Genomic DNA, 24,639 nt, shown 5'->3' with positions numbered 1-24,639 from the left:
CCATGCCCTACGGCCGCAATCATCGCCCCCGGCCGAGCATGGCTGACGTGGGCCGGGTCGCGGAGGTCTCCGCCCAGACCGTCTCGCGCTACTTCACCGGGTCTGGCTATGTCAGCGCCGAGACCCGGGTTCGCATCGAGGACGCGGTCGCGCAGTTGGGCTACCGCCACAACCGGGTGGCTCGCAACCTGCGTGTCAACCACACCGACACGATCGGCGTCCTCACCCTGGGCCAGCCCAACCATGGCAACTCCTCGATCCTGATGGGGCTGGGGTCTGCCGCTCGCTCCAACGGTTTCTCCCTGGTCATCAGCCAGCTCGACACCGGCCCCGACCCCACCGTGGGCGCCGGGGACGTGCGTCGCGCGCTGGACAACTTCATGTCGATGCAGGTCGACGCCATCGCAGTCGCCACCCCGTACCCCGGCACCGAGGCGCTGATGGACCGGCTCTGGGAGACCGTTCCGGTGCTGGCGCTGACCGCGCGTCCCTGGGCGGTGGCCGACACCGCGATCGCCGACTCGCGTACCACGGGGGCGCAGGCCACCAACCATCTGCTGGGGCTGGGGCATCGTCGAATCCTGCATCTGGCCGGGCCGGTGCTGCGCAACGAGACCGAGGAACGACGGGTGGGATACCTCGACGCGATGGCGGCGGCGCAGGTGGAGGCGGGACCGGTGGTGTTCGCCGAGGATTGGACAGCCGAGGCGGGTGCGGCGATCGGGTCGCGGGTGGACACCGACATCTTCACCGCGGTGTTCGCCGCCAACGACGAACTGGCGTTGGGGTTTCTGCACGCCATGCGCGAACGGGGTCTGCACGCGCCGCACGACTTCTCCATCGTCGGGGTGGACGACATGCCCGACACCCGCTTCTTCGCACCTCCGCTGACCACGGTGCGCATCGACTTCCAACGCCTGGGCTTCGAGGGTTTCGGCGTCATCCACCGTCGGATCATGGGTGGCGAGGGGGGCCCGCAGGTGCTGGTCTCACCCGAGCTGATCGTCCGGAAGTCGACCGGTAGCCCGCGGCCACGATGATCGGTCGGGTGCAGGTGCATCACCGGACCAGCGTGGCGTCGCTGGTGGTGATCACGCTGATGGTCACGCTGGCGGTGCTGTCCGGGTGCTCGCCGTCGAGTCGATCTGATGGTCGAATCCACCTGTCGTTGTGGATCAACACCCAGTCCCCCACCAAGCTGGCCGCGCTGAGAACGATCGTCGCCGGCTACCAGCGGCACGACCCCACCACCCGGATCACCGTGGAACAACGCGCAACTGACGCGCACAAGCAGGCGATGCGCCAGTCATCGGGAACACCCGCCGGCCCTGACATCTATTGGTACTGGGCGGGTCCGGGGCTGGGCGGTGCCCTGGTGGCGCGCGATGTCAGCCTCGACCTCACCCGCTATTACCTTCGCTACGGGTGGACGCGCCGATTCACCCCCGATTCGATGCGCTACATCACCGCTTACGGTGGCTACCAGGGTGTTCCGTGGACCCTGCAGGGTCAGGGCCTGTTCTACAACCGGGATCTGTTCGCCCGCGCGGGCATCACCAGTGTGCCCACCACCTACGCTGCGCTCGTCGCCACGGCCGAACGCCTACGCGCCGCGGGGATCGTGCCGTTGGCCACCGGAGGCACCGTGGGCTGGTTTGTGATGCGGCTGCTGGACTCGCTGATCGAGACCACCTGTGGTGCAGCCACCCACGACGCACTGGCGTCCGGACGCGCATCCTGGGCTCGCGAGCCCTGCGTGACAACGGCGTTCACTGAGCTCAAGCGCTGGGGCCAGCGCTACCTGAACAAGGGGTTCATGGGTACCGATCGCGACCAGGCGGTGGCGCAGTTCGTCCGCGGCCGCGCGGCCATGGTCATCGAGGGCAACTGGTTCAACACCCAGGTGACCGATGCAGGTGTCAACCCGAACTCGATCGGGGTGTTCTCCTTCCCCACCGGCACCGGCCGCACCTACGGGTTCGGCGAGGCCATGTACATCAGCGCCCGCAGCCGTCATCCCGATCAGGCCGCGGCCTTTCTCGACTACGCCACCTCCACCCCTGTCCAGCGCGCGAATGTCGGCGTCTGGTCGGCGTTGTCGGTCAACGCCGCGGTGGGCCCGTCGACGCGGAATGCACTCGATCAACAGTGGCCGCCGATCTACGGCGGCGGCCGCGGGCTGTATCTGAACAGCGATCAGAGCTTTGCGCTCGATCGCACCACCGAGTACTGGCGCATCCAGGATTCGGTGTTGACCGGGCTGATGTCACCGGCCGCGGCCGGGCCACGGTTCCAGGAGTTCATCGACGCCGAACAACGGCGGAGGTGACGATGACCAGCACCTCTACGCCGCCTGACGCCGACCCCGGCCCGGCCCGCCGTTCACCGGTGGCGCGACGGCGTTGGCCCACGGCGGTGGCGTTCCTGCTGCCTGCGGCCATCCTGTACGGCTATTTCGTCGTCTGGCCGATGTTCGACACCGTCCGACTGTCGCTGTACTCCTGGGATGGATTCGCCGCCTCCCCCCAGCGGTGGGTGGGCCTGGACAACTATCGACGCCTGGTGACCACCGACGCGGTGTTCTGGATCGCGTTGCGCAACACGATGATCTGGGTGGTGCTCTCGCTGGCCATACCGATGGCGTTGAGCCTGGCCCTGGCCCTGGCCCTCAACCGACACATGCGCGGGCGCAACGTGTTCCGCTCGGTGTTCTACCTACCCGCGGTGTTCGCCTCGATCAGCGTGGCCGCGATGTGGAAGTGGATCTATGACCCTGTTCTCGGGGCGGCCGACCAGCTGATGCGTGCGGTGGGACTGGGGCGGTGGTCACCAGAGTGGTTGGGCGACCCGACGATCGCGTTGTACTCGATCTTTGCGGCGTCGGTGTGGCAGGGCGTCGGATTCGGGATGGTGCTGTTCCTGGCTGGGCTGCAACAGATTCCCGAGGAGCTGATGGCGGCGGCGCGGCTGGACGGAGCCGGCCGCTGGACCACGTTCTGGGCGGTGATGGCCCCGGCGCTGCGACCGACCACCGTGGCGGTGGTGGTGCTGACGAGCATCAACTCTCTCAAGGTGTTCGACCTGGTGGTCGGGTTGACCGGCGGCGGGCCCGCGCAGTCGACCCAGGTGTTGGCGTTGTGGGGATACACCCAATCGTTCAGCAACAACGACTTCGGCGCGGGCGGCGCGGTGACCACCGTGTTGTTGGTGGTGTCGTTGCTGCTGGTGGTGCCATACCTGCTGTGGACCCTGCGCAGGGAACGAGCCCGGTGAACGCCGCGGGTCTGCGCAGGGGGCGTGATCACGTGAGCATCGGGTTGTGGATCGCGTTGGCGGTGTCGGCGGCGGTCTGGGCTGCGCCGTTCGTCTTCGTGGTCCTCACCTCGTTCAAGGGCCCGGGCGAGGTGAACACCTCCCACGCCTGGGAACTGCCCAAGAACTGGGTCTGGTCAAACTATTCCACCGCCACCGAGGTCGGTGACCTGTGGACTGCGGCGGGCAACAGCATGCTGATCGCGGTGATCAAGGTCCCGCTGGGATTGTTGCTCTCGGCGGCCGCGGCCTTCGCGATCGCCCGGATCCGGTTCCGGCTCAACATGATCGTGCTCATCGCGTTCACCGTCGGAGCCCTGGTGCCGGTGCAGGTGACGTTGGGGCCGTTGTTCATCACCATGCTCGACCTGGATCTGCTGGACTCTCGGTGGGGAATCATCCTGCCCTACCTGGCCTTTGGGGTGCCATTCCAGATCTTCATGCTCTACGGGTTCTTTCGCGCCGTCCCCGATGAACTCGAGGAGGCGGCCCGGGTCGACGGCGCGTCGCTGTGGCGTCAGTTCTGGTCGATCTTCCTACCGTTGGCCAGACCGGCGCTGGCGGCGCTGTTCATCCTCGACTTCGTGGCCAGTTGGAACGAATACGCGATGGCCACCACTCTGTTGCAGAGCCAACGCAATGCGACGGTGCCACTGGCCGTGCGCAGCTTCAGCACCCAGTTCGGCACCGACTACGGCGCGCTCAACGCCTTCCTCGTGCTGTCGGTCATCCCGGTGCTGTTGGTGTTCTTGATCTTTCAACGCTATTTCGTCCGGGGCGGGTTCAGTGGGGCGATCAAGAGCTAGGTGATCGCCCGACGCAGGCGTGGATGTGACCGCCGCAGACCTCCACGTCACGATGGTCGGGCGCCAGGGTGTGCAGGTGCAGCCAGGGACGCGCGGTGATGTCGGCTCCCCCGGCCCGGCAGGCGGCCCGGGCCAACGGCGCACCCACCCACCGCGTCAGCGCGGTGCCGAGCGGGCCGCGCCCCACCGGTTGCGCCATGTCCACCACCAGCACCGCAGCATCGGGGAGCTGGGCACACACCCGCTGGAGAACCGAGTGCGGATCGGGCATCAGGGACAGCGCGTAGGTGGCCACCACTGCCCGGACCGGGCCGTGCTCGCCGGTGTCGATCGCAGCGAAGTCGACATCGGCACAATCTGATCGGATCAACTGATCCGCCGATCCGGGTCGGTGCCGGGCGATCCGCCGGGCGGCCTGCGCCAGCATGTCCGGGCTGCGATCGATACCGATCACCCGTCCGCTGGGCCCGATCTGCCGCCACAGCCACGGAAAGTTCAGGCCGGTGCCACATCCGAGGTCGACGACGGTGTCGCCGACGGTCAGGTCCAGCAGCGCCATCCCAGCGGCGCGGCCACGACGGTAGACCGGCCACTCGGCGGAGATGAGGTCGTAGAAGCGGGCCGAGGCAGTGTACTTCTGCATCTCAGCGCCCCCGCCGGCCCGACCGGGCCCGGATCGCGACGACGGCGCGTAGCGCCGATGCCACTGCGGGCGTGGACAATCGGCCGCGGACGTCGGCCACCGCCGCGTTCCAGGGGCCGTCGTTGTAGGTGGGGTACGGGTGCATGGTGGCGGCCAGGTCTGCGGTGGTGCACCTGGTGCTCACCGCCAGCGCCAACTCGCCGATGGTCTCACCCGCGCGGGGTCCCACCACCAGGGCACCGACGATGCGGTGTCGCCGGTCTACGACGATCGTGGAGAACCCGTCGGTGCGCGCAGCGGTCACCGCCCGGTCCACATCGTGATGCGGCACGGTCAGCGCGCGCAGTCCACCGCGGGCGCGCACGTCGCACTCGCCGACCGCGGCCACCTCGGGATCGGTGAACACCACGCGCGGGATGAGGGTGGCGGCCCGCCGGCGCAGTCCCAGCACGGCATTGGTGGCCGCGGTGCTGGCGTGTGATCCGGCCACGTGGGTCAGCGCAGGATGCCCGGTCAGGTCGCCGGCCGCCCAGACCCTCGGGTTGGTGGTCCGTAGGGTGGCATCCACGGTGACGAATCCAACTGCGTTGCAATCGATCCCGGCACGATCGAGTCCGATTCCGCTGGTACGAGGGGTGCGTCCGGCCGCCACCAGGACGTGCCGGGCCTCGAGCGAGGTCGTCGCCTGCGACGAGGTGAGCATCAGGCGTGGGCTCGCCGGGGTGTCGCCGTCGAACCCCACCACCCGATGATCGGTGAGCACCCGAACGCCGTCGGCGTGCAACGCTGCGGTCACCAGCTGTGCCGCGCGGGAATCGAATCCGGTGAGCAACTGCGGCCGGGGTTCGACGAGGGTCACCTGTGTTCCCAGTCGCGCGAACGCCTGACCCAGCTCGCATCCGATCGCCCCGCCGCCGAGAACCACCAGGGTCGACGGTATGTCGGTTCGATCCCAGACGGTGTCGGTCGTCATCAGGTCGATCCCGCGGGTCATCAGGGCATCCGCGCCCAGGGCCACGGCGTCGGGGATGGCTGGGGCCGACCCGGTGGCCAGCACCGCTCGGCGAAAACCGATGGTGGAGTCGCCGACTGCCACCACGTCGGGACCGACGAACTCCGCGTGCCCGGACATCACCTGCACTCCGGCGGCGGCCAACGCCTCCGGCGAGTCGATGGGTGCAATCGCGGCGATGGCGGCCCGGACCTGGTCGAACACCGCAGGCCCACCAGATCGCATGTCGCCGAGAAACGCCCCGGTGCGCGAGGCGATCTCGATGAGTGTCTTGGACGGGACACATCCCCGCCACAGGCAGTCACCACCCGGGCGGTCGGCCTCGACGAGCCCGACCCGCGCCCCCAGGGTGGCCGCGGTCTTGGCGGCCACGATGCCTGCGGTGCCACCACCGATCACCAGCAGATCAACCGGCCGGTTCATCCCACCTCCTCGGCGTTGCCCTGCGCACCACGCAGGATCCGATGGCCCACCACCATGCGGTGGCAGGCGGTCATCCCCACCAGCACCGCCCACACCACCGCGATCGGGGCGGCCACACCGGGCATCACCAGCCACAGCGAGTGCACGACGATGGTCTCGGCCCCCTCGGTGAGACCACCGAGAAACGACAATGATCGTCCACTGTCGATGCGGGTACCGACGCGCTCGGCGATGGACGAGAAAGCCAGAAACGCGGTGCCGTTGACGTAGTAGGCCAGCAGCACGGCCAGAAACGGCCACCACGGGGCCCCGAACTGTGTGGTCGCTCCCACCGCCACTCCGACAACGGTGGCGCCGTAGACGCAGAAGTCGGCGGTGATGTCGAAGAACCCACCCGCCGCCGAACCCGACCCACCCGCGGTGCAGCGGCGGCGGGCGAGCGCACCATCGAGACCATCCGCTATCCGCGAGGTCAGCCACAACGCCAGTGATGGCCACCACCACCCCATTCCAGCCGCGCCGGCCGACGCCAGCCCCAGGATCAGACCAGCGCCGGTCAGCCGGTCGGGGGTGAGGAACCGTCGATCGATCGCGCCCGCGGCAGCATCGAGCACCGGAGCCAGGCGACGGCGCAACACGGTGTCGAACATCAGCGGACCTCGTCGCCGGATGGGGCCGCGGCCGGCAGCGTCCCGTCGCGCTGCCACCGCGACGCCAGCCGGTTGGTCACCAGCGCGATCAACACGACCGAGACGACCGCCGCAGCGAACGGCCACGACAACGGCGAGGTGCCGTAGGCCCCCAGCGCGGTGTAGCCGATGACCCCCGGCGTCATCCCCAGCACGGTCCCGACCAGATAGGCACGCACGCTGATGCCGCTCAATCCAGCGGCGTAGCCGATGATCGCGAACGGGAACACCGGGATGAGGCGCACGGTGAGGACGGAGACGAAGCCGCGGCGGTCCAGGAAGCCGTCTAGACGGGCCATCGGCGACCCGACCAACCGCACCGCGAGGTCGCGACCCACCGTGCGGGCCAGCCCGAACGCCAACGCCGCACCGATGGTGGCGCCGACCATCACCACGGCCACCCCGCCGAGGAGCCCGAACGCCAACCCTGCGGCGATGGTCAACACCCCGGCGGGAAACGGCGTGGCCGACAGGCCCCCGTAGAGCAGCACGAACACCACCGGGCCCCAGGCACCGAACTCGGCCACCCGCGCGCGCAGCTGATCGGCGTCGCCGAGGTCGACGGTGCCGGCCACGATCACCACCACGATGACGGCTGTGACCAGCACCGCAACCCGTAGGATCGGCACGCGACGGCGAGTTCCGGCCTCGACGGGCATCGGGGTCCTCTCGACGAGGGCCGCCTGGCGGGGCGGCGGGGTGACGCGGAGCTGCGGGGGCCATGCCGCTGCTGACACCACGGTGCCATGATCGAGAGCACAACGCGGTCCACGTCGCCGTCGACCTGCGCAGCCATGCCCACCCACCGAGGAGAAGTCGATGACCCGAACGTCCCTGCATCCTCGGCGGGGGTCGATGGTGGCGGTGGTGATGCTGGTGGTGGCCGCACTGCTGGGGTCGGCCGCGTGCAGCGCTCCCGACTCGACGCCGCTCGAGGCCAAGAACCTGCCGTGGGAGAAGGTGCTCGAACAGGCACGGGGACAGACGGTGTCACTGTGGATGTACGGCGGGGACACCCAGGGCAACGCCTACGTCGACCGCACCCTCATCCCAGCCGCCAGGCAACTGGGGGTGACGCTGCGCCGCGTTCCCATCGCCGACACCTCCGATGCGTTGACCCGCATCCTCTCCGAGCGACAGGCCCGTCGCACCGACGGCTCCGTCGACCTGGTGTGGGTCAACGGCGACAACTACGCCAGTGGGAAGCAGGCCGGGGCCTGGTTGTGCGGATGGACGGCGTCGCTACCCAACATGAAGTACGTCGACCCCGCTGATCCGCTGCTGAGCAAAGACTTCGGCGTCAGCGTGGACGGATGTGAGGCACCGTGGCACAAGGCCCAGTTCACGTTCGCCTACAACGCCGCCCGCGTCAGCGATCCGCCGACCACCTTCGCCGGGCTGCTGGACTGGGTGAAAGCGCACCCGGGACGGTTCACCTACCCCGCACCACCGGACTTCACCGGTTCGGTGTTCGTCCGCGAGGCGTTGCTCGCGGTCTCCGGCGGGCCTAACCGGGTGCCGTTGTCCTACAGCAAGACTGCGTTCGACAGTGTGGCTCCGAAGCTGTACCAGCGCCTGCGGGAGCTGGCCCCGTCGCTGTGGCGTGGTGGGTCGACCTATCCCCAGACCTCGGCCCAGCTCGACGAGCTCTACGCCGGCGAGCAGGTGGACATGACCATGACATACGGACCGGCCACCCTGACCGATCTGGTGGCCAAGGGCACGTTCCCGGCGCAGACGAAGGTGCTGCCGCTGACCGACGGAACCGTCGGCAACGCCAGCTTCTTGGCCATCCCGTCGACGTCGGGTAACCAGGCCGGAGCCCGCGTGGTCGCCAACCTGGCGCTGTCGCCGGCTCAGCAGGCCGCCAAGGCACGCCCAGACGTGTGGGGTCAGTTCACCGTGCTCGACCTCGACCGGCTGAGCCCGACCGACCGGGCCGCGTTCACCGCGTTGCCCGCCTCGCCGGTGGTGCCGCCGTATGAGGTGTTGGCCCGCAACGCACATTCGGAGTTGTCCTCGGCGTGGGTGAACCCTCTCGACGAAGGTTGGCGCGCATCGGTGGTGGCGGGCCGCTGAGTACCTCGATGGTCGCCCGGCTGCGTGGTGGGCTGTGGGCGGCCCCGGCCGTGGTGCTGGTCCTCGCGACGATAGGGACTGCGGTGGGCACCGCCATCGCCCAGAGCCTGGGCCTGGTACCGCTGATCGGCCGGCCCACGCCGGGGGTGGCGGCATACCGCGCGCTGGCACCGGAACTCGGTGCATCCCTGCGCGTCTCGCTGGGCGTGGCCACTGCGGCAACCGTCGTGGCCGCGCTGATCGGCTTCACAGTGGCGGTCGTGGCCACCTCGGGACGGCGTATCCCGCTGGCGGTGGCGTCGGTGACGGTGCCCGTGCCCCATCTGATCGGCGCTGCCGCTGTGGGGTTGTTGCTAGGGGATTCAGGACTGCTGCCGCGGTGGCTGGGCGTCGACTCGGCGTGGCCGCCGCTGGTCGGTGGCCGGTGGTGGGCCGCGGTGATCATCGAATATGCCTGGAAGGAAGGCGCTTTCATCGCCGTGGTGGTGACCGGCGCGTTGGCCGGTCGGCGGCGCGCGCTCGATGAGGCGGCCGCGTCCCTGGGTGCGGGCCCAGGTACCCGGCTTCGGTTGGTGACGCTGCCACTGGCCGCACCCACGGTGATCCTCACCTCGGCCATCGCCTTCGCCTACACCGTCGGCTCCTACGAGGTGCCCCGGCTGTTGGGACGGCCCTACCCAGAACCGTTGGCGGTCAGCGCGGTCCGCCTGTTCCGATCGATCGACCTGACCACCCGACCCCAAGCCGCGGCGCTGGCCGTGGTGACCATGACACTCGCCGCGAGTGTCATCGTGGCGGCCTTGCTACTGGTTCGACGGACGTCGTTGTGGCGGTGAGCATCACCGCGCCGCGCGACACCGGCGGGGCAGGCCGGGTGTTGCGGGCGCTGCTGGTCGTCTGGTTTGCCGCACCCCTGCTGCCGCTGCTGTTGTGGTCGGTGGCCGATCGGTGGCCCTTTCCGGCGCGATTACCGCAGGAGTGGGGATGGGCCGGGGCACAGACCGCCGCCGATTCCGGAGCGGGCTCGGCGTTCGTGACGTCGACGGCGGTGGCGTTGACGGTGGCCGCCATCGCCACGCCGGTAGGAGCTGCGGCCGGGTGGGCTCTGGCGCGGGGTCGGGTACCGGCGCCACGCCTGACCTATGCGGTCCTGATGGCGCCGTTGGTCTTTCCGGCGTTCGCCATCTCCTTGGGCCTCGACGTCGTGGTGTTGCGTTCGCGCATCCCTGCGCAGCTGGCGGTGGTGGTGATCCTGGCGGTGCTGGCCATCCCCTACACGACCACGGTGATGCGGCTGGGGTTTGCCGCGCACGGTGCCGACCACGAGGACCAGGCCAGGTTGTTGGGGGCCCGGCGGTGGACGGTGTTCTCCCGGGTGACGCTGCCGATGATGGCCCGACCACTGGCCACCGCAACGTTTCTCGCGTTCCTCACCGGCTGGAGCGACTATGTGGTGACCCTGTTGGTCGGGGGTGGCCAACTGCGCACCATCCCGATCCTGGTCGCCTCATACGCGGCCGGGGTGGGCAACGATTCGGTGGTTGCGGTGCTGTCGGTGACCGCGATCATCCCGCCGTTGGCGCTGTTGGTGGCCGTCGGCGGGCTGCGCCGGGTGGGTGCGCGGTGAACGCCACCAGACTCGGTGTCTCCCTGACGGTCACCGACCTCACCCGAGCACACCGCGCAACCGACCGGCCCGCTCTGGACGGCCTGAACGTGTCGGTGTCGGCCGGGGAATGCGTTGCGCTGCTGGGTCCTTCGGGATCGGGCAAGAGCACCGCGCTGCGGTGCATCGCCGGGGTGGATGTTCCCACGCGCGGCAGCGTGGTGATCGACGGGGTGGACATGACGGCGGTGCCACCCGAACGCCGCCGGGTGGGCTTCCTCACCCAACGGCCGCTGCTGTTCCCGCATCTGTCGGTGCTGGACAACGTGGCGTTCGCTGATCGGGCCAACGGTGCGTCGCGGCGCGCCGCTCGGGCCACCGCACGCCACCACCTGGATCTGGTGTCAGCGGGCGAGCTGGCCGATCGCGGCAGCAGCGAACTCTCGGGTGGACAGGCGCAGCGGGTGGCGTTGGCGCGCACGTTGGCCGCGCGCCCGGGAATCCTGTTGCTGGACGAGCCGTTCAGCGCGTTGGACACCGCGCTGCGCACCCAGATGTATGACCTGCTGCGCCGGATACGCGCAGAGCTGGCGCCGACGATCGTGGTGGTCACCCACGATCAGAGCGAGGCCGCCACGGTGGCCGAACGCATCGGGCTGCTCGATGACGGTGTGATGGTGCATCTCTCGTCGGTGACCGATGCGTTTCGTCGGCCGCAGTCGATCGCTGCGCACCGCATCATGGGTGGACTCAACAGCATTGCCGGTGAGGTACGCGATCACCGGCACCACAGCCGCCTGGGTGTGGTGGAGCTGCCCGACGATCACCCACGCATCGTCGGGCGTGGCCATCTGGTGATCCGGCAGGAACGCGTTCGCATCACCACCGCAGGCCCGACCACGCGCGACGGCACGGTCACCGACATCGAGCCGATCGGCATCAACCGACGGGTAGTGGTCGATGTGAACGGTGAACCGGTCACCGCCGACGTCACCGACGACTCCCCGCTGCACGTGGGTGACGTTGTGGGAGTGCACCTTCCACCAGATCACTGCTGGGTGATCCCCTGACGTCGGCTGGGCGGAAACTCCCGTCGGCTGGGCGGAAAATCCGATTGACGTGCAGTCAGCGGCTGTCCAGCCAACGCCGTAGTCGCGCTGTGATCCACGGCAACACCAGGTACACCATCAGCGGGGTGTTGATAAGCGTGGCGATGAGAGTTTTCAGCACCAGCGGGACACCCTCGAGGTGAGCGATGACGCCGAAGTTGATCGCCAGGCTCAGGGGAAAGAAACCGAGCCAGATGGTGATGGCCTGTTTCCATCGCGGCGGCGGCGCGCCCATCACCCGAACCGCGTGGGTCAGCGTCGACTGCGGCTCGAACCAGCCCTCCACTCCGGACAGTCGGTGCTCGACGCGGTCGATTGCCACACCCTCGCCCCGCGATATCCATGCCTTGCGTACCGGTGACTGCGTCCAGGCCTGCCGGTCGGAGTCACTGGCGAACCGATAGATGACGTAGTACTCGCTGGGGTCGGCCGAGGACCGTAGCCAGCCACCGCCGAGGAACCCGGGAAACGTTCGCACCAGGGCGATCCCGGCATCGGTCCAGGCCACGAAGTCGTGTTCACGCCCCGGCTCCACCCGCCGCGCCACCGACGTCGTGACGTGCATCGAGTCGGGACCCGACGGCGGCGCATCTGGATCGGACGCGGACTGCTCGGGTGGGGATGCCATGAGCCCATGGTCGCACCGAAACGGTCCGGCCTCGACCCGAGCCGCGTTCCGCGGAACGCGGTCAGGCGGCGATCGGGTGGCGTGATGGTGTGTGGTCCCAGATGCCGTAGAGGACTTCGATGGTGTAGGCCAGGTCGAGGGGTCCGGGTTCGATGGGTGTGATCGCGGTGGGATGAAGTGTGGTGTTGGGCAACCAGTTTCCGGTCACCGCGAGTGTGGGTGCGGTGTCGATGAGGGTGCCGTCGGGGCGGTGGAAACTGAATTGTTGGTTGCCGCGAGCTTCGATGGTGAACACCCCGTGGTGCAGTGCCTGGTGGTGGGTGGAACACAGCATGATCAGGTTGTCGGGGTCGGTGGTGCCACCGTCACGCCAGAACCGCACATGGTGGGCGTGTAGGTGTCGGGTACGGCCACACACCGGATGCCGGCAACCACGGTCACGTTCGAACACCACCCGCAGCAACGCATGCGTCGGGAGACGGCGTTTACGCCCGAACGTCAACGCCACCCCACGCCGGGCACCCCTCGTCGGGCGTGGCGCGTGGCCGATGGTGCGGGTGGAACCACCGCAGGATGCTGCATCTACCTCGGCGGCCGTGAGAGGAGGTCCATCATCGAGATGCGCATCGACGCTGGAATCGGTGGCGCTGTCGGTGTGGATGACGATTTCGGCGCCGGGCGCGAACTCCGGCATCGCGATCGCGGTGCGGGCGGCATCAGCCATCACGATCACCGCATCAGCGATGTTGGCGGGAACATGGCGCCACAGATCCGGTTTCGCCGCCACCACCACCTCCTCGCCGTCGCCGTCGCGGGTGGTGGTGGGGATGGGGACATCGGGGTCGCCGGTGGTGCGGGTCCGTTCGTACTCGCTGCGCACCACCCCGGCCAGGAACCGGGCCCCATCGACCGGGGACAGTCGCATCGTCACCGCCAGGGTCCCGTCATCACACCACCGCCAGCGGGCTGAGGAGTCGACCCGCCCGGCCGTGTACTCGTCCTGGGCGCGGTCGATGTGGGCGATGGAACGGACCACCCGCTCCACCTGGGCGGCGGTCGCCGAGATCGCCACAGTCAGCAGTTCGGTTTCCCGGTCGGGGGTGGCAACCCGGGTGACCGCCCGAACCTTCGAATACGACAGGCGGCCCTGCGCGAACGCCGCACGCAGTAGTGGTAGCTCGGTCAGTGCGTGAGCGATCCGCAGATGATCCTGCGCAGTCCGCAACGACAACCCGGTCTTCCACGACAGCCAGTGCGCGCACGAGCGGATACCAGCCCCCGTCCACACCCCCCGCTCATCAAACACACGCAACAGATCCAGGAACCGGGCCGTCAACGCCGCGATCTGAGTGGCATGCCCGACCACCCGATCAGTCAACTCCCGATCACTCAACCCCTCCGGCGCCGCCTGATCAAACAGATCCGACGGTGACACTGGCAACGCGGTGACCGACACTGAAATACCCCCCGTGAACTGCGACGATCCAACTAGCCGCAGCCTAACGGCACCCTATGACAATCCGCCTGAACCGCGTTCCGCGGAACGCGGTTGGCGGTCCGTTCGGGGGTCAGCCCATGTCGACGAGCATGTCCGCTGGCGTCGAAGACATCTCGGAAGAACGCAAAACCTGAATCGCCGGACTGCTCGCTCGACAAGCAAACGCAGTGGCCTGAGAGTGGAGCTAAGGGGAATCGAACCCCTGACCTTCTCGATGCGAACGAGACGCGCTACCAACTGCGCTATAGCCCCTGGTACAGCTCCACGAGCCTAGCAAAGGGCGCGCAGCCGGGGAAAACGGCAGCTCAGAGGCCATCGACGTGAGCAGGCTGATGGCTTGGCCTCCCGCGGTTCCTGTGCGCACCAGTAGCATTCGCCATCAGTCTCCGGGAGCCGCATTGCACTGGTGCACAACGACTCCCACGTGATCACTACTCGCCGACCGCCCGGCTGAACTCGGCGTCCTCACGCATCACGCGACGGCGCTGGAACGGCGGCAGATGCTCGAACACGGGATGCTCATCGTCGATCTCCAACACCACCGCGCCACCGGGTCGACGCAGACGGTCGGGTATCTGATCAGGCACCACCTGGCGCGACTCACGGCGCAGCCGCCCCTCGGCGCGCGCCACCTCGGCCGCTCGGGCCGCGCGCTGGCGCCGGATACGCTCCTCGATACGAACGGTGCGCCGCAGGAACGCCAGATATCCCAGCAGTGCGACCACCGCCACGCCCGGCGCGGCCCATGCCGAACCACCCAGGGCCACACCCACTCCCAGCGCGATGATGGCCAACGCAGCCAACGCCAGCACCACGCGTTGGCGGGTGCGGTAGCGGCGCTCGCTGCGCCGCTGATCGGCCACCGGGTCGTAGCCCCCGCGCCCACGGCGCGTCAGCGGCTCGGAGACCACCTCGTAGTCGGAGTCGTCATCCGCCGCGTCCCGATCGTCGGCCACGCTGTCGTCGACATCGCCGTCGTGGCTGTCGCTGGCGTAGCCGTCGGATTCCTCGACGTCGGAGTCGTCACGAGCCGAGCCATCGACCTCGGCGACCACGTTGTCATCGATCTCGTCGCCAGGCGAGTCACCCTCGGTACCGGCAACATCCGACGCCTCGGGCGCCGCGTCGGCCTCGGCAGTCGACACCGAGTCGACACCGCTGTCGATATCGAGATCAGCCTCAGTGACCTCGTCGGCCACCTCGGTCTGGACATCGGAATGGTCGTCGTCGACGTTGATCAACACCCCGGGCTTGCGGTACTCGCGTACCGGCGGCGTCCATTCGGCGTCATGCGGATGACGACCGGTGGCCACCCGCCGTCGAGCCCGGGCCATGGTCTGCCCGCCACGGCTGAGCACCCGCGTGGCCAGGGTCGCCTCGGTGGTCTTGCGCACTTCGGGACGATCCTTGATGACCATCGGCACCAGGACGAACAACCAGATCGCCACCAGCAGTACCCACAGCACGGAATTGGGCATGGCCGATGCTCTCCTCTCCTGATCCGACGTCTTCGCGCGACACACGAGACCTTGTCGATCAGGCTATGGCGCATGGGGCCCGGACCAGCGCAGACGCGCCGACACCGCCACCAGATAACTGAAACGCGTGTGACGCAGGAGGTCAGCGACCGGGCAGTGTGAGACGGCCGGCCCGGATGAGGGTGTCCACCGCGGTGCCGACGATCTCCTCGGTGGTGAGGGCGAACAGCAGGTGATCCCGCCAACCGCTGTCGATGTCCATGTAGCGCTCCAGCAGTCCTTCCTGCCGGAACCCCACCTTCCTCAGCACCGCCTTGGACGCCGCGTTGGCTGGTTGCACGGTGGCCTCCAGGCGATGCAGGCCCACCGGCCCGAAGCAATGGTCCACCGCCAACGCCACCGCCGCTGTCGCGACTCCTCGACCGGTCATGTCGGCGTCCACCCAGTACCCGATCCAGGCGTTACGCAACGCTCCACGTTGGATGTTGCCGATGGTCAACTGGCCCGCGAACGTCCCGTTCACCTCGATGACCAGAGGCAACATGGTTCCCGCGGTGGCCTCACGCCGCAGCACCGAGTGCAGCGACGGCCACGCCGAGGGATGGTGACGGGCCCGCCAGTCACCATGACCGGTGGGTTCCCACGGGATGAGGGTGTTCTGATTCTTGATACGCAGGGCGCTCCAGGTGCGGGCGTCGCGCAACCGCACACCCCGCAGCGTGACCTGCCCTGCGGCCGTGACGACGGGACCCAGCCGGGTAGGCCACCCAGGGTGGCGCCCCGAGGAACCCCACCATCGACCACTCATCTGCGCAGCGTATTACGACCTATGGTGCCCGCGGGCACCCTGGGCGGGCTCGACACCCGGTTGAAGCGATGAGAGCTGGTGAGAATGTGAGACTCCGCGAGACCTCTTGGCGACTAACCTCATCAGCCGTACAAATCGAACGATGACCGGGAGCGGCAGCACGAATGGACACCAGACGATTGCTCGCGCTGCTCACCGTGATCGCCGTCGCCACCGGTTGTGCGAGCACCGTCGACGGCAAGAGCGTCACATCGTCGAAGTCCGCAGACGCCACCACACTCGACACCGGCGGGTTTCCCAGCGCCCCGTCGCCACAATTCGGGTACGCCGTACAACCAGATGTGGAGCTGAACTACATCGAGGGTCAGCGGATGGCCGAGTTCATCGTGTTGCCCTTCGAGATCAATTCGTCTGTGCGCCAATCGGATACGCCCAGTGAGGTGATCAGGGGGCGGGACTCGTTCCAGCGGGTGTTCCGCAACAACACCGCCATCGCAGATGCGGTGGACGGACCCAACTCGAGGTTCCTGGCCGGCTTCGTGGTGTCGGGTCGCACACCCGGCGACGGCACGAACGATCCCGACGCCACCGGCATCACCCACATGGTGTTGCGCTATACGACATCAGCCGGTGCGGCCGCAGCTGCCCGCGCGATGTTCGGGGCATCGCTGCGATCGCCGTCGACCGGCCTCACCCCTGAGACACCGGTACCGCTGCCGGGTCTGCCGAACACGCTGGCCAGCACGTCGACCACGATCGAAGGGGCCGGGTTGACGACGATGACGGCGTTCACCTCCTTCGGTCCCTACGCCTTCTACACCATCGTGGCGACCAGTACCGCGCGGCGGGCCGAGCTGCCCGCCCAGATCGATCGAGCCGTGCGCATGCAGGCGCCATTCATCGCCAAATTCCCTGCGACCGTGTCGAATCCGAACGTGCCGGCCCGGGTGAAGATCGACCAGAACAACATCCTGATCTATGCCATCCCCGCCGACACCGACAGCCGGTCGATGCTGGGCACCACCCGGGCGGTGTACGGCGTACGCGGGATGGCCACCCTGTTCACCGATCCGCAGGGAACGGTGGCACTGCTGGCGAAAACAGGCTCGCTGTACAACGCGTTCTGGCGCAGCATCGTGCTGCGGGCCGACACCCCACTCAAAGCCGTGGAGTTGCGCGACGGCCTGATCGCCTCGGACAAACAGGCCGGCTATGAGGAGGTTCCACCACCGCCTGGGGTGTCGTCGGTGTCGTGCCTGTCCCTGAAGACCCAGGCAGGCTCACGCAACGGCTGCTACGTACTCAACGGCCGCTACGTGGCCGTGGTCTACGACGCCGACCCGAAAACCACGCAGCAGTTGGCCACCGCGCAGTACCTGATCCTCAACAAGGCCGACCAGAACGCGAAATAGTCGCGCCCTCAGCCGCGCTGGGCGAGGAAGGCGACATCCACCTCGTCGCCGGTGCGCACGTCGTCGACGTCGGCGTCGACCATCACCAGACAGTTGGCCTCGGCCAGCCCGGCCAGCAGGTGCGACGATCCGCTCTCGGAGCTGCCGATCACCTGCACCAGGTATTCGCCGGACTGTTCATCACGCATCAATTGTCCACGCAGATAACCTTTTCGACCACGCACCGAGGCGATCGGCCCGATCGTCCTGGCCCGGATCACCCGACGCATCGGCTTGCGTTTGCCCAACGCGATACGCACCAACGGCCGCACCATCACCTCGAACGCGACCAGCGCACTCACCGGGTTGGAGGGCAGCAGAAACGTCGGTACCTCGTCGCGGCCCAGCTGACCGAACCCCTGCACCGACGCGGGATGCATCGCGATGCGTGCCACATCGATGTCGCCCAGCGGCGCCAACGCATCGCAGATGTCCTCAGATGCGGTGCCGCCCAACGGCGCACAGATCACCACGATCTCCGATCGGATCAACTGCCCCTCGACCACATCGCGTAGCTGCGAGGGCTCGCGGCTGGCGATGCCGACCCGGTTCACGTCCGCCCCGGCATCTCGCGCGGCAGCGGCCAGCGAGTAGCTGTTGACGTCGAAGATCTGCCCTGGCCCGGGTTGGCGATCGATGTCGACGAGTTCACCGCCCACCGAGATCACCGACAGCCGTGGCCGGGGATGCACCAGCACGCGGGTACGGCCAACGGCAGCAAGCAAACCCACCTGCGCGGCCCCGATGATGGTGCCGGCGCGGACCGCGATGTCGCCGGGCTGTACGTCGTCGCCGATGCGACGCACGTAGTCGCCGGACTCGACTGCGTGACCCACCTTCACCTTCGACATGCCGCCGTCGGTCCAGCGCAGCGGCAGCACCGCATCGGCCAGAGTGGGCAGCGGCGCACCGGTTTCCACCCGCACCGCCTGCCGGGGCTGCAGTCGCGTGGGGTTGCGAGAGCCGGCTTCCAACTCCCCGACCACCGGCAGCACCACCACCACGTGCTCACCGGGGGCGTCGGACTCCTCGTCGGCCACGATGCCCGCCTCGGCCACGTCCACGCTTCGCACCGCGTAGCCGTCGATGGCGGCTTGGTCGAACGACGGCATGGGCGCCTCGGTGACCACTTCCTCCGCGCACAACAATCCCTGCGCCTCGGAGATGGCCACCCGCACCGGTCGGGGCGCGACCGCGGCGGCTGTGACCCGTGTGAGGTGATCCTCGACCGAACGCATCTCGCCTCCCACCCTGGCCCGTCGCCGTGCTCCGGCCGCCCGCCGATCGGGCGCCTCGCCGACTGACGTTAGTCGGTCGGCACCCGCATCTGGTGGCGCGACGCGGCCTGCGGCATCACTGCTTGAGCCGCTCCAGCAGGAACTCGCGCAGCTCCGGGCCGTAGTCCTCGCGATCGAGAGCGAAGTCGACCGCAGCCTTGAGGTAGCCGCCCGGATTGCCCAGATCGTGCCGGGTTCCCTTGTGCACCACCACATGCACCGGATGCCCCTCGGCGATCAGCAGGGCGATGGCGTCGGTCAACTGCAGTTCGCCGCCGGCACCCGGGGTGATGCGGCGCAGCGCGTCGAAGATGGCGCGGTCGAGGATGTATCGGCCCGCCGCAGCATAATTCGACGGCGCGTCTTTGGCGTCAGGCTTTTCGACCATGCCCTTGAGCCGCATCACGTTGGGGTTGTTGGCATCCGGCAGCTCCTCGACGTCGAAGACGCCGTAGGCACTGATCTTGTCGTTGGGGACCTCGATGGCACACAACACCGTTCCGCCGCGACGCGCCCGCGTGCGGGCCATCACCTCCAGCACCCCACCGGGCAGCACCAGGTCGTCGGGCAGCAGCACCGCCACCGCGTCCTCGTCGTCGTCCAGCACCGATTCCACACAACCCACCGCGTGCCCGAGTCCCAGGGGCTTGTCCTGGATGACCGAGGACACCTCCATCAACGACGGCGCCTTGCGCACCTTGGCCAACATGGCTGCCTTGCCACGCTTCTCCAGGGTGTTCTCCAACACCAGGTCCTCGACGAAATGCGCCACCACGCCGTCTTTGCCGGGCGAGGTGATGATGAGCAGCCGTTCGGCGCCGGCGGACTTGGCTTCCTCGGCCACCAGCTCGATGCCCGGGGTGTCGACGACCGGCAGCAGCTCCTTGGGCACCGTCTTGGTGGCGGGTAGGAACCGGGTGCCCAGACCGGCCGCGGGGACGATGGCGGTCCTCGGGATCGGTGGTGTGTTGGGCACGTGCTCGTACTCGGTCACCTTCGACACTGTCGTCAACCCCTTCACCCATCGACTGCACACGTGAGCGCACACTCGCGCCACGGTGATCATGCGTGCACTGAACTTATAGGGTGACGGGCATCGCAGCGTCCGACGGCAGGAGAACAGTGGCGAGTGACACCTCATCGCGCGCCGCCAAGGACGCGCTGCGCACGCGCCTGCTGGCCGCTCGCCGGGCCCGCGACACCGCCGAGCGGCGCGCCGTCGACGCAGCCCTGGGGGCTCGGGTGCGCGCAGGCCTGCCGGGGGTCTCTGCTGGTGACACGGTGTGTGCCTATGTGGCGGTCGGGGGTGAACCGGGCACAGACGCGATGCTCGCCGCCCTCCGTGAGCAGTCGATCCGGGTGCTGTTGCCGATCACCCCACCCGGCCCGCCGACGGTGGTGAACTGGGCCACCTACGACGGCCCGGACGATCTGCGACCGGGCCGCTACGGTCTGCGCGAGCCGTCCGGCGAATCGGTCGGCCAACACGCGATCACCGAGGCGGCGATGGTGCTGGTGCCCGCGCTGGCGTGTGATCGACGCGGTGCCCGGTTGGGCCGCGGGGCCGGTTACTACGACCGCACGTTGGCTCGCCTGAGCGGCCGCCCGCCGCTGCTGGTCGGGGTGGTGCACGACGACGAGCTGCTCGACGAGGTACCGACCGACGACCTCGATGTCGGGCTGCACGCGGTACTCACGCCCAGCGCAGGCCTGGTGTTGGCACTCCCATGAGGTGAGTGCCAGCATCCGCGCTAGAATGTGGCGTATTGCGCAACGCAGGCAGGTCAGCGTCGCATCCAGTTCCCAGCTCAGCCGTTTCGTGGAGGTACCGGTGCCCACTTACTCCTACGCATGCACCCAGTGCGACAACCGGTTCGACATCGTGCAGTCGTTCAGCGACGAGTCGCTGACCGAGTGCCCGCAATGTCAGGGCAAGCTGCGCAAGCTGTTCAACAGCGTGGGCATCGTGTTCAAGGGAAGTGGCTTCTACCGCACCGACAGTCGTTCGGGCTCCAGTGCATCCGAGAGTGCCGCCCCGGCCGCTGCATCGTCGGATTCCGGTTCGTCCTCGGGCTCGGGCGGTTCGGACTCGGGCTCGTCGGGCCCATCAGGTTCGGGCTCGTCGGGATCGGGCTCGTCGAGTTCGGGCTCGTCGAGTTCCACCCCGAGCACCTCGGCCGCCGCTTCCTGACCCTGCGCGTCCTGATCCCGCTGGGATCCACAGATCGGCTCCATCCCCAGGGTCACCACCGCGTCCAGCGCACCTCGCGCCGGCCGAGTTCTAGCGTCACCGCATGGCCTCCGATCGTGTTCGGCTCGACCCCACCGTGCTCGACCGCTTGCACCGCGCGACCCGACCCGGTTGGGTACGCACCCTGCTGGTCCGTCGCATCGCCGCCGCCGCGCTGTTGATCGGATCGGTCGCGATGGCAGTTCTGGCCCAACGCGACGACGCCCCCGCCATCGTGGTGGTGGCCACCCGCGATCTCACACCCGGAACAGCGCTGGTGGGCACCGACCTCACCACGCTGCGCGTCGCCCCAGACCTGGTTCCCGCCGGGGCGCTGCGGATGGACCGCGACGGCGTGGGCCGCACCGTCACCGGCCCCATCCGCAAGGGCGAGATCATGACCGACGCCCGCCTGCTGTCGGCACGACTGCCCGGCTCGTTGACCGGCGACCCCGATGCGCGTCTGGTTCCCATCCGACTGGCCGACGACGCGGTGATCGACCTACTGCGCGCCGGTGATGCGGTGGACGTGGTGACCGAGACCCCCGACGCAGGCGCCGCCGCGACCGACAGCGACACCCCACGCGCGGCACCGCCGTCTGCTCGCCTGCTGGTGCGCGGCGCGATCGTGGCGTTGGTCCCCCACCGCGACGCCCGTACGCGGGCACCAGCGGTGGTGATGCTGGCCATGAGCGAGAAAGCCGCCCACGAGGTGGCGGCGGTGGCCCTGTCGGCACCGGTCACCGTCGTATTCCATTGAACCGCTGCGCTACTCGGTCCAGACTGATCCGCTGCGCTACTCGGTCCAGATTGATCCGCTGCGCTACTCGACGGTCACCGACTTGGCCAGGTTGCGTGGCTTGTCCACATCGCGCCCCAACGCCACCGCCGCGTGGTAGGCCAACAGCTGGGTGGGGATGATCATCAGCAACGGATCCAGCTCGGGTTCGGACTTGGGGACCACGATGGTCTCGACGGGCAGATGCGCCAGATCCACACCCGGATGGGTGATGGCATACACCGGTCCACCGCGGGCCAGCACCTGTTGTGCCGCAGCGATGTTGCGGTCGGTCAACGCATCGTCACCGATGACGGCCACCGTGGGCAGGTCGGGGTCGATCAGTGCCAGCGGACCGTGCTTGAGCTCGCTGGTCTGGTAGGCCTCGGCGTGGATGTAGCTGATCTCCTTCAGTTTCTGGGCTCCCTCACGGGCCACCGGGAAGCCCCGCACCCGCCCGATGTAGAGCGCGCTGCGCGCACCCGCAAGCCGCGCGGCGATGGCGGCGATGGCACCGTCATCGCCGAGGATCTGCTCGATCTGTCCAGGAAGACGATGCAGGGCAGCGAGAATGCGCTGACCGTCGGCGAACGACAGGTCATGCAGTCGCCCCAGGTGCACGGCCAGCAACGCGAAAGCCACCCCCATGTTGGTCAACGCCTTGGTCGAGGCCACCGAGATCTCCGGCCCCGCATGCAGATAGATGCCGCCGTCCACGGCGCGTGCGATGGTCGAACCGACCACGTTGACCAAACCCACCACGCGACCGCCCTTGCGACGGATCTCCGCCACGGCGAACGCGGTGTCGGCGGTCTCCCCGCTCTGCGACACCACCACGTACAGGGTGGACGGCTCGATGATGGGCTGCCGGTACCGGAACTCCGACGCCGGTTCGGCGTCAGCCGGGATACGCGCAAGGTCTTCGATCAGCTGCGCCCCGAATTGCCCTATGTAGTAAGCCGATCCGCAACCGAGAATCTTGACGCGGGTGAAGCTGCGCAGTTCGCGCGGGTCCATCCGCAGCCCGTCGAGGCGGGTGGTGGCGAAACGTTCGTCCAGCCGACCACGCATCACCAACTCTGCCGCCGCAGGTTGTTCGTGCAGCTCCTTGAGTAGATAGGTCTCATAGCCGCTGTGCTCGAGATCCTCGGCCGCCACCGCGATCTCGACCGGCTGCCGTTCGGTGGCGGTGCGACTGCGGTCGAAAGTGGCGAACCCGCCGGCGGTGACCGTCGCCAACTCGCCGTCGTCGAGGTGCACCACCTGGTTGGTGTGGCGGACCAGGGCGGCGAGGTCGCTGGCGATCAGCATCTCCCCCGAGCCCACACCGAGGATCAGTGGGGACCCACTGCGCGCCACCACGATCCGATCCGGATGGGCGGTGTCGATGACGGCCAACGCATAGGTACCGGTCACCCTTTCCAGCGCGTCGAGCACCGCGTCCTCGAGGGTGTCAGCCGCCGAACGCTCGATGAGATGGGCCAGCACCTCGGTGTCGGTGTCACTGGACAGGGCGATCCCCGACTCGGTCAGCTGCGCCCGCAGGCCGGCCGCATTATCGATGATCCCGTTGTGCACCAACGCGATCCGACCGGCCGCACCCTGATGCGGATGCGCATTGGCCGCGGTGGCCGGGCCATGGGTGGCCCACCGGGTGTGGCCGATCCCCAGCTTGCCGGCCATCCGCTTGGGCAGGGTCTGCTCGAGCTGACGAACCCGCCCCACCTGCTTGACCACCGTGGTCCCCGACGCACCGAGCACCGCCACCCCGGCCGAGTCGTAGCCGCGGTACTCCAACCGGGTGAGGCCCTCGACGAGGAAGGGGCGGGCGGGACGAGATCCGATGTATCCGACGATTCCACACATGGTGGTCAGCCCTGCCTTTCGATGTTCGGGGAGGTGCGGGAGCAGTCGACGAGCCCACGGCTCAGCCGTAGACGATGCGGCGCAACTGTCGGGGGCTCAGCGTCGGCGCGGCCACCACCCGATGCGACAACTCCGCGGCGATGATCGCGAACGCGTCGTCGTTGCGGGTGCCGTGTAGCTGCAGCGCCGCGTGCCGCCGACGGACGAACTCCTCCACCGGTTCGCCAAACCAGGCCACCACGTCACCGATCACCCGCTGGGCCTCGCGCTCGGAGAGTCCGGTGCTCGCGACCACGCGGGCACACAGTTCTGGGTCGATCACAATCCCAAGCATGGGCGTTCACGCCCGACAAGATCAAGAATTTGCCCGTTTTCGGGCAGATCATGCGACATGACGCGGGGGACCCGCCGCCTGGTCACGTTCGCCCGGCCTGCATCGACCTGCATGTTTAGTATTCCGCTGTTGGGGGGCCAACCCATCGCACACTACGAGGAGGAGTGCAGCACGATGCTCAAAGGTTTCAAAGATTTCCTGATGCGCGGCAACGTCATCGACCTCGCCGTCGCGGTCGTCATCGGCGCCGCGTTCACCGCGATCGTCAAGGCGTTCACCGACAACATCATCCAGCCGCTGATCAACGCCATCGGCGGCTCGGGCACCGCCGAAGGTCTGGGCTTCAAGATCCTGTCGGACAAGGCCAACACCTTCGTCGACATCGGGTCGCTGATCACCGCCGCGATCAACTTCGTGGTCGTGGCGGCCGTGGTCTACTTCGTCATCGTGTTGCCGTTCGAGAAGCTCAAGTCGCTCAACGCATCCGACGACCCTGCCGATCCGGCCGGCCCGACCGAGGCCGAACTACTCGGCGAGATCCGCGATCTGCTGGCGGCCCAGAAGAGCGCCTGACCACCACCCGTCGACACCACACGACCGGGACCACCCCAA

25 protein-coding genes and 1 tRNA gene are annotated in these 24,639 nt (G+C 68.2%); 13 read left to right on the top strand and 13 right to left on the bottom strand.

Annotated elements, in window-relative coordinates; translation table 11 throughout:
• Window positions 1-47 precede the first annotated feature (47 nt).
• Genes KIK15_RS07580 through KIK15_RS18310 form a run of 4 tightly spaced genes read left to right on the top strand, consistent with a single transcriptional unit; the run spans window position 48 to window position 4,118 of the window.
• A complete protein-coding gene (locus KIK15_RS07580) occupies window positions 48-1,040 on the top strand; it encodes a LacI family DNA-binding transcriptional regulator (protein ID WP_214243576.1) in 993 nt (330 codons plus the stop codon).
• An 8-nt stretch (window positions 1,041-1,048) separates the two neighbouring features.
• A complete protein-coding gene (locus tag KIK15_RS07575; protein WP_214243575.1) occupies window positions 1,049-2,329 on the top strand; it encodes an extracellular solute-binding protein in 1,281 nt (426 codons plus the stop codon).
• Between the two features lie 2 nt (window positions 2,330-2,331).
• A complete protein-coding gene (locus KIK15_RS07570; protein ID WP_214243574.1) occupies window positions 2,332-3,273 on the top strand; it encodes a carbohydrate ABC transporter permease in 942 nt (313 codons plus the stop codon).
• 32 nt (window positions 3,274-3,305) lie between these two features.
• Window positions 3,306-4,118 (top strand): carbohydrate ABC transporter permease, encoded by an 813-nt coding sequence (locus KIK15_RS18310; protein WP_214243573.1) that lies wholly within the window; start codon window positions 3,306-3,308, stop codon window positions 4,116-4,118.
• Here KIK15_RS18310 and KIK15_RS07560 read toward each other — a convergent pair.
• The 4 genes from KIK15_RS07560 to KIK15_RS07545 are packed head-to-tail and all read right to left on the bottom strand — an operon-like array spanning window position 4,108 to window position 7,544.
• Window positions 4,108-4,761, bottom strand: coding sequence for a class I SAM-dependent methyltransferase (locus KIK15_RS07560; RefSeq protein ID WP_214243572.1), 654 nt, complete (start codon window positions 4,759-4,761; stop codon window positions 4,108-4,110). The two genes, KIK15_RS18310 and KIK15_RS07560, sit on opposite strands and share 11 nt — an antisense overlap.
• A gap of 1 nt (window position 4,762) precedes the next feature.
• Window positions 4,763-6,196, bottom strand: a complete 1,434-nt coding sequence (locus tag KIK15_RS07555) for an NAD(P)/FAD-dependent oxidoreductase (protein WP_214243571.1) — start codon at window positions 6,194-6,196, stop codon at window positions 4,763-4,765.
• Window positions 6,193-6,846 (bottom strand): CDP-alcohol phosphatidyltransferase family protein, encoded by a 654-nt coding sequence (locus KIK15_RS07550; protein ID WP_214243570.1) that lies wholly within the window; start codon window positions 6,844-6,846, stop codon window positions 6,193-6,195. Before KIK15_RS07550 ends, KIK15_RS07555 begins: the two co-directional genes overlap by 4 nt.
• Window positions 6,846-7,544, bottom strand: a complete 699-nt coding sequence (locus KIK15_RS07545; RefSeq protein ID WP_214243569.1) for a TVP38/TMEM64 family protein — start codon at window positions 7,542-7,544, stop codon at window positions 6,846-6,848. Before KIK15_RS07545 ends, KIK15_RS07550 begins: the two co-directional genes overlap by 1 nt.
• 160 nt (window positions 7,545-7,704) lie before the next feature.
• On the opposite strand from KIK15_RS07545, the gene KIK15_RS07540 reads away from it, so the two are divergent.
• The 4 genes from KIK15_RS07540 to KIK15_RS07525 are packed head-to-tail and all read left to right on the top strand — an operon-like array spanning window position 7,705 to window position 11,640.
• Window positions 7,705-8,964, top strand: coding sequence for an ABC transporter substrate-binding protein (locus tag KIK15_RS07540; protein WP_250324292.1), 1,260 nt, complete (start codon window positions 7,705-7,707; stop codon window positions 8,962-8,964).
• Window positions 8,934-9,800 carry an ABC transporter permease subunit gene (locus KIK15_RS07535; protein ID WP_250324291.1) on the top strand — a complete coding sequence of 289 codons (867 nt, stop codon included), beginning with the start codon at window positions 8,934-8,936 and terminating at the stop codon, window positions 9,798-9,800. The genes KIK15_RS07540 and KIK15_RS07535 overlap by 31 nt, the downstream gene beginning before the upstream one ends.
• A complete protein-coding gene (locus tag KIK15_RS07530; RefSeq protein ID WP_214243568.1) occupies window positions 9,797-10,591 on the top strand; it encodes an ABC transporter permease in 795 nt (264 codons plus the stop codon). Before KIK15_RS07535 ends, KIK15_RS07530 begins: the two co-directional genes overlap by 4 nt.
• Window positions 10,588-11,640 carry an ABC transporter ATP-binding protein gene (locus KIK15_RS07525; protein ID WP_214243567.1) on the top strand — a complete coding sequence of 351 codons (1,053 nt, stop codon included), beginning with the start codon at window positions 10,588-10,590 and terminating at the stop codon, window positions 11,638-11,640. The genes KIK15_RS07530 and KIK15_RS07525 overlap by 4 nt, the downstream gene beginning before the upstream one ends.
• 55 nt (window positions 11,641-11,695) lie before the next feature.
• Here the strand turns inward: KIK15_RS07525 and KIK15_RS07520 are convergent, their stop codons facing one another.
• The 5 genes from KIK15_RS07520 to KIK15_RS07500 all read right to left on the bottom strand — a co-directional run bounded on the left by KIK15_RS07520 (window position 11,696) and on the right by KIK15_RS07500 (window position 16,091).
• Entirely contained in the window at window positions 11,696-12,244 is a 549-nt protein-coding gene (locus KIK15_RS07520; protein WP_250324361.1) for an antibiotic biosynthesis monooxygenase, read from the bottom strand.
• A 124-nt stretch (window positions 12,245-12,368) separates the two neighbouring features.
• Complete coding sequence (locus KIK15_RS07515) at window positions 12,369-13,685, bottom strand: HNH endonuclease signature motif containing protein (protein WP_250324290.1); 1,317 nt, start codon at window positions 13,683-13,685, stop codon at window positions 12,369-12,371.
• A 299-nt stretch (window positions 13,686-13,984) separates the two neighbouring features.
• Window positions 13,985-14,057, bottom strand: a tRNA-Ala gene (locus tag KIK15_RS07510).
• Window positions 14,058-14,236: 179 nt separating this feature from the next.
• Window positions 14,237-15,283 (bottom strand): gephyrin-like molybdotransferase receptor GlpR, encoded by a 1,047-nt coding sequence (gene glpR, locus KIK15_RS07505; RefSeq protein ID WP_214243565.1) that lies wholly within the window; start codon window positions 15,281-15,283, stop codon window positions 14,237-14,239.
• Window positions 15,284-15,425: 142 nt separating this feature from the next.
• Window positions 15,426-16,091 carry a GNAT family N-acetyltransferase gene (locus tag KIK15_RS07500; RefSeq protein ID WP_214243564.1) on the bottom strand — a complete coding sequence of 222 codons (666 nt, stop codon included), beginning with the start codon at window positions 16,089-16,091 and terminating at the stop codon, window positions 15,426-15,428.
• A 164-nt stretch (window positions 16,092-16,255) separates the two neighbouring features.
• On the opposite strand from KIK15_RS07500, the gene KIK15_RS07495 reads away from it, so the two are divergent.
• The gene (locus tag KIK15_RS07495; protein ID WP_214243563.1) at window positions 16,256-17,503 is read left to right on the top strand and encodes a hypothetical protein; all 1,248 of its coding nucleotides are present in this window, start codon (window positions 16,256-16,258) and stop codon (window positions 17,501-17,503) included.
• A gap of 8 nt (window positions 17,504-17,511) precedes the next feature.
• Here the strand turns inward: KIK15_RS07495 and glp are convergent, their stop codons facing one another.
• Window positions 17,512-18,780, bottom strand: a complete 1,269-nt coding sequence (gene glp / locus KIK15_RS07490; protein ID WP_214243562.1) for a gephyrin-like molybdotransferase Glp — start codon at window positions 18,778-18,780, stop codon at window positions 17,512-17,514.
• 115 nt (window positions 18,781-18,895) lie between these two features.
• Window positions 18,896-19,813 carry a UTP--glucose-1-phosphate uridylyltransferase gene (locus tag KIK15_RS07485; protein WP_374222830.1) on the bottom strand — a complete coding sequence of 306 codons (918 nt, stop codon included), beginning with the start codon at window positions 19,811-19,813 and terminating at the stop codon, window positions 18,896-18,898.
• A 128-nt stretch (window positions 19,814-19,941) separates the two neighbouring features.
• On the opposite strand from KIK15_RS07485, the gene KIK15_RS07480 reads away from it, so the two are divergent.
• From KIK15_RS07480 to KIK15_RS07470, 3 genes are all read left to right on the top strand, one after another.
• Complete coding sequence (locus KIK15_RS07480) at window positions 19,942-20,550, top strand: 5-formyltetrahydrofolate cyclo-ligase (protein WP_307851781.1); 609 nt, start codon at window positions 19,942-19,944, stop codon at window positions 20,548-20,550.
• Window positions 20,551-20,650: 100 nt separating this feature from the next.
• The gene (locus tag KIK15_RS07475) at window positions 20,651-21,010 is read left to right on the top strand and encodes an FmdB family zinc ribbon protein (protein WP_214243561.1); all 360 of its coding nucleotides are present in this window, start codon (window positions 20,651-20,653) and stop codon (window positions 21,008-21,010) included.
• A 103-nt stretch (window positions 21,011-21,113) separates the two neighbouring features.
• Window positions 21,114-21,809, top strand: coding sequence for an SAF domain-containing protein (locus KIK15_RS07470; protein ID WP_214243560.1), 696 nt, complete (start codon window positions 21,114-21,116; stop codon window positions 21,807-21,809).
• A gap of 63 nt (window positions 21,810-21,872) precedes the next feature.
• Here the strand turns inward: KIK15_RS07470 and glmS are convergent, their stop codons facing one another.
• Window positions 21,873-23,693, bottom strand: a complete 1,821-nt coding sequence (gene glmS / locus KIK15_RS07465; protein ID WP_214243559.1) for a glutamine--fructose-6-phosphate transaminase (isomerizing) — start codon at window positions 23,691-23,693, stop codon at window positions 21,873-21,875.
• A gap of 61 nt (window positions 23,694-23,754) precedes the next feature.
• On the bottom strand, window positions 23,755-24,015 hold the full coding sequence (locus KIK15_RS07460) for a hypothetical protein (RefSeq protein ID WP_307851780.1): 261 nt from the start codon (window positions 24,013-24,015) through the stop codon (window positions 23,755-23,757).
• A 186-nt stretch (window positions 24,016-24,201) separates the two neighbouring features.
• Here KIK15_RS07460 and mscL point away from each other — a divergent pair, with 186 nt between their 5' ends.
• The gene (gene mscL, locus KIK15_RS07455; RefSeq protein ID WP_214243558.1) at window positions 24,202-24,600 is read left to right on the top strand and encodes a large-conductance mechanosensitive channel protein MscL; all 399 of its coding nucleotides are present in this window, start codon (window positions 24,202-24,204) and stop codon (window positions 24,598-24,600) included.
• The last annotated feature ends 39 nt before the right edge of the window (window positions 24,601-24,639 follow it).

Source organism: Williamsia sp. CHRR-6 (genome assembly GCF_018474015.1).
GTDB lineage: Bacteria > Actinomycetota > Actinomycetes > Mycobacteriales > Mycobacteriaceae > Williamsia_A.
Note: the sequence above shows the minus strand (reverse complement) of the source record. Positions and strands in the feature narration are given on the sequence as shown.

Bases quoted from the DNA above. Each gene is read 5' to 3' on its own strand.
- KIK15_RS07470 (WP_214243560.1), top strand. From the start codon at position 21,114: ATGGCCTCCGATCGTGTTCGGCTCGACCCCACCGTGCTCGACCGCTTG.
- mscL (WP_214243558.1), top strand. From the start codon at position 24,202: ATGCTCAAAGGTTTCAAAGATTTCCTGATGCGCGGCAACGTCATCGAC.
- glpR (WP_214243565.1), bottom strand. From the start codon at position 15,283: ATGCCCAATTCCGTGCTGTGGGTACTGCTGGTGGCGATCTGGTTGTTC.
- KIK15_RS07550 (WP_214243570.1), bottom strand. From the start codon at position 6,846: ATGTTCGACACCGTGTTGCGCCGTCGCCTGGCTCCGGTGCTCGATGCT.
- KIK15_RS07545 (WP_214243569.1), bottom strand. From the start codon at position 7,544: ATGCCCGTCGAGGCCGGAACTCGCCGTCGCGTGCCGATCCTACGGGTT.
- KIK15_RS07555 (WP_214243571.1), bottom strand. From the start codon at position 6,196: ATGAACCGGCCGGTTGATCTGCTGGTGATCGGTGGTGGCACCGCAGGC.
- KIK15_RS07560 (WP_214243572.1), bottom strand. From the start codon at position 4,761: ATGCAGAAGTACACTGCCTCGGCCCGCTTCTACGACCTCATCTCCGCC.
- KIK15_RS07495 (WP_214243563.1), top strand. From the start codon at position 16,256: ATGGACACCAGACGATTGCTCGCGCTGCTCACCGTGATCGCCGTCGCC.
- glp (WP_214243562.1), bottom strand. From the start codon at position 18,780: ATGCGTTCGGTCGAGGATCACCTCACACGGGTCACAGCCGCCGCGGTC.
- KIK15_RS07570 (WP_214243574.1), top strand. From the start codon at position 2,332: ATGACCAGCACCTCTACGCCGCCTGACGCCGACCCCGGCCCGGCCCGC.
- KIK15_RS07520 (WP_250324361.1), bottom strand. From the start codon at position 12,244: ATGCACGTCACGACGTCGGTGGCGCGGCGGGTGGAGCCGGGGCGTGAA.
- glmS (WP_214243559.1), bottom strand. From the start codon at position 23,693: ATGTGTGGAATCGTCGGATACATCGGATCTCGTCCCGCCCGCCCCTTC.
- KIK15_RS07540 (WP_250324292.1), top strand. From the start codon at position 7,705: ATGACCCGAACGTCCCTGCATCCTCGGCGGGGGTCGATGGTGGCGGTG.
- KIK15_RS07500 (WP_214243564.1), bottom strand. From the start codon at position 16,091: ATGAGTGGTCGATGGTGGGGTTCCTCGGGGCGCCACCCTGGGTGGCCT.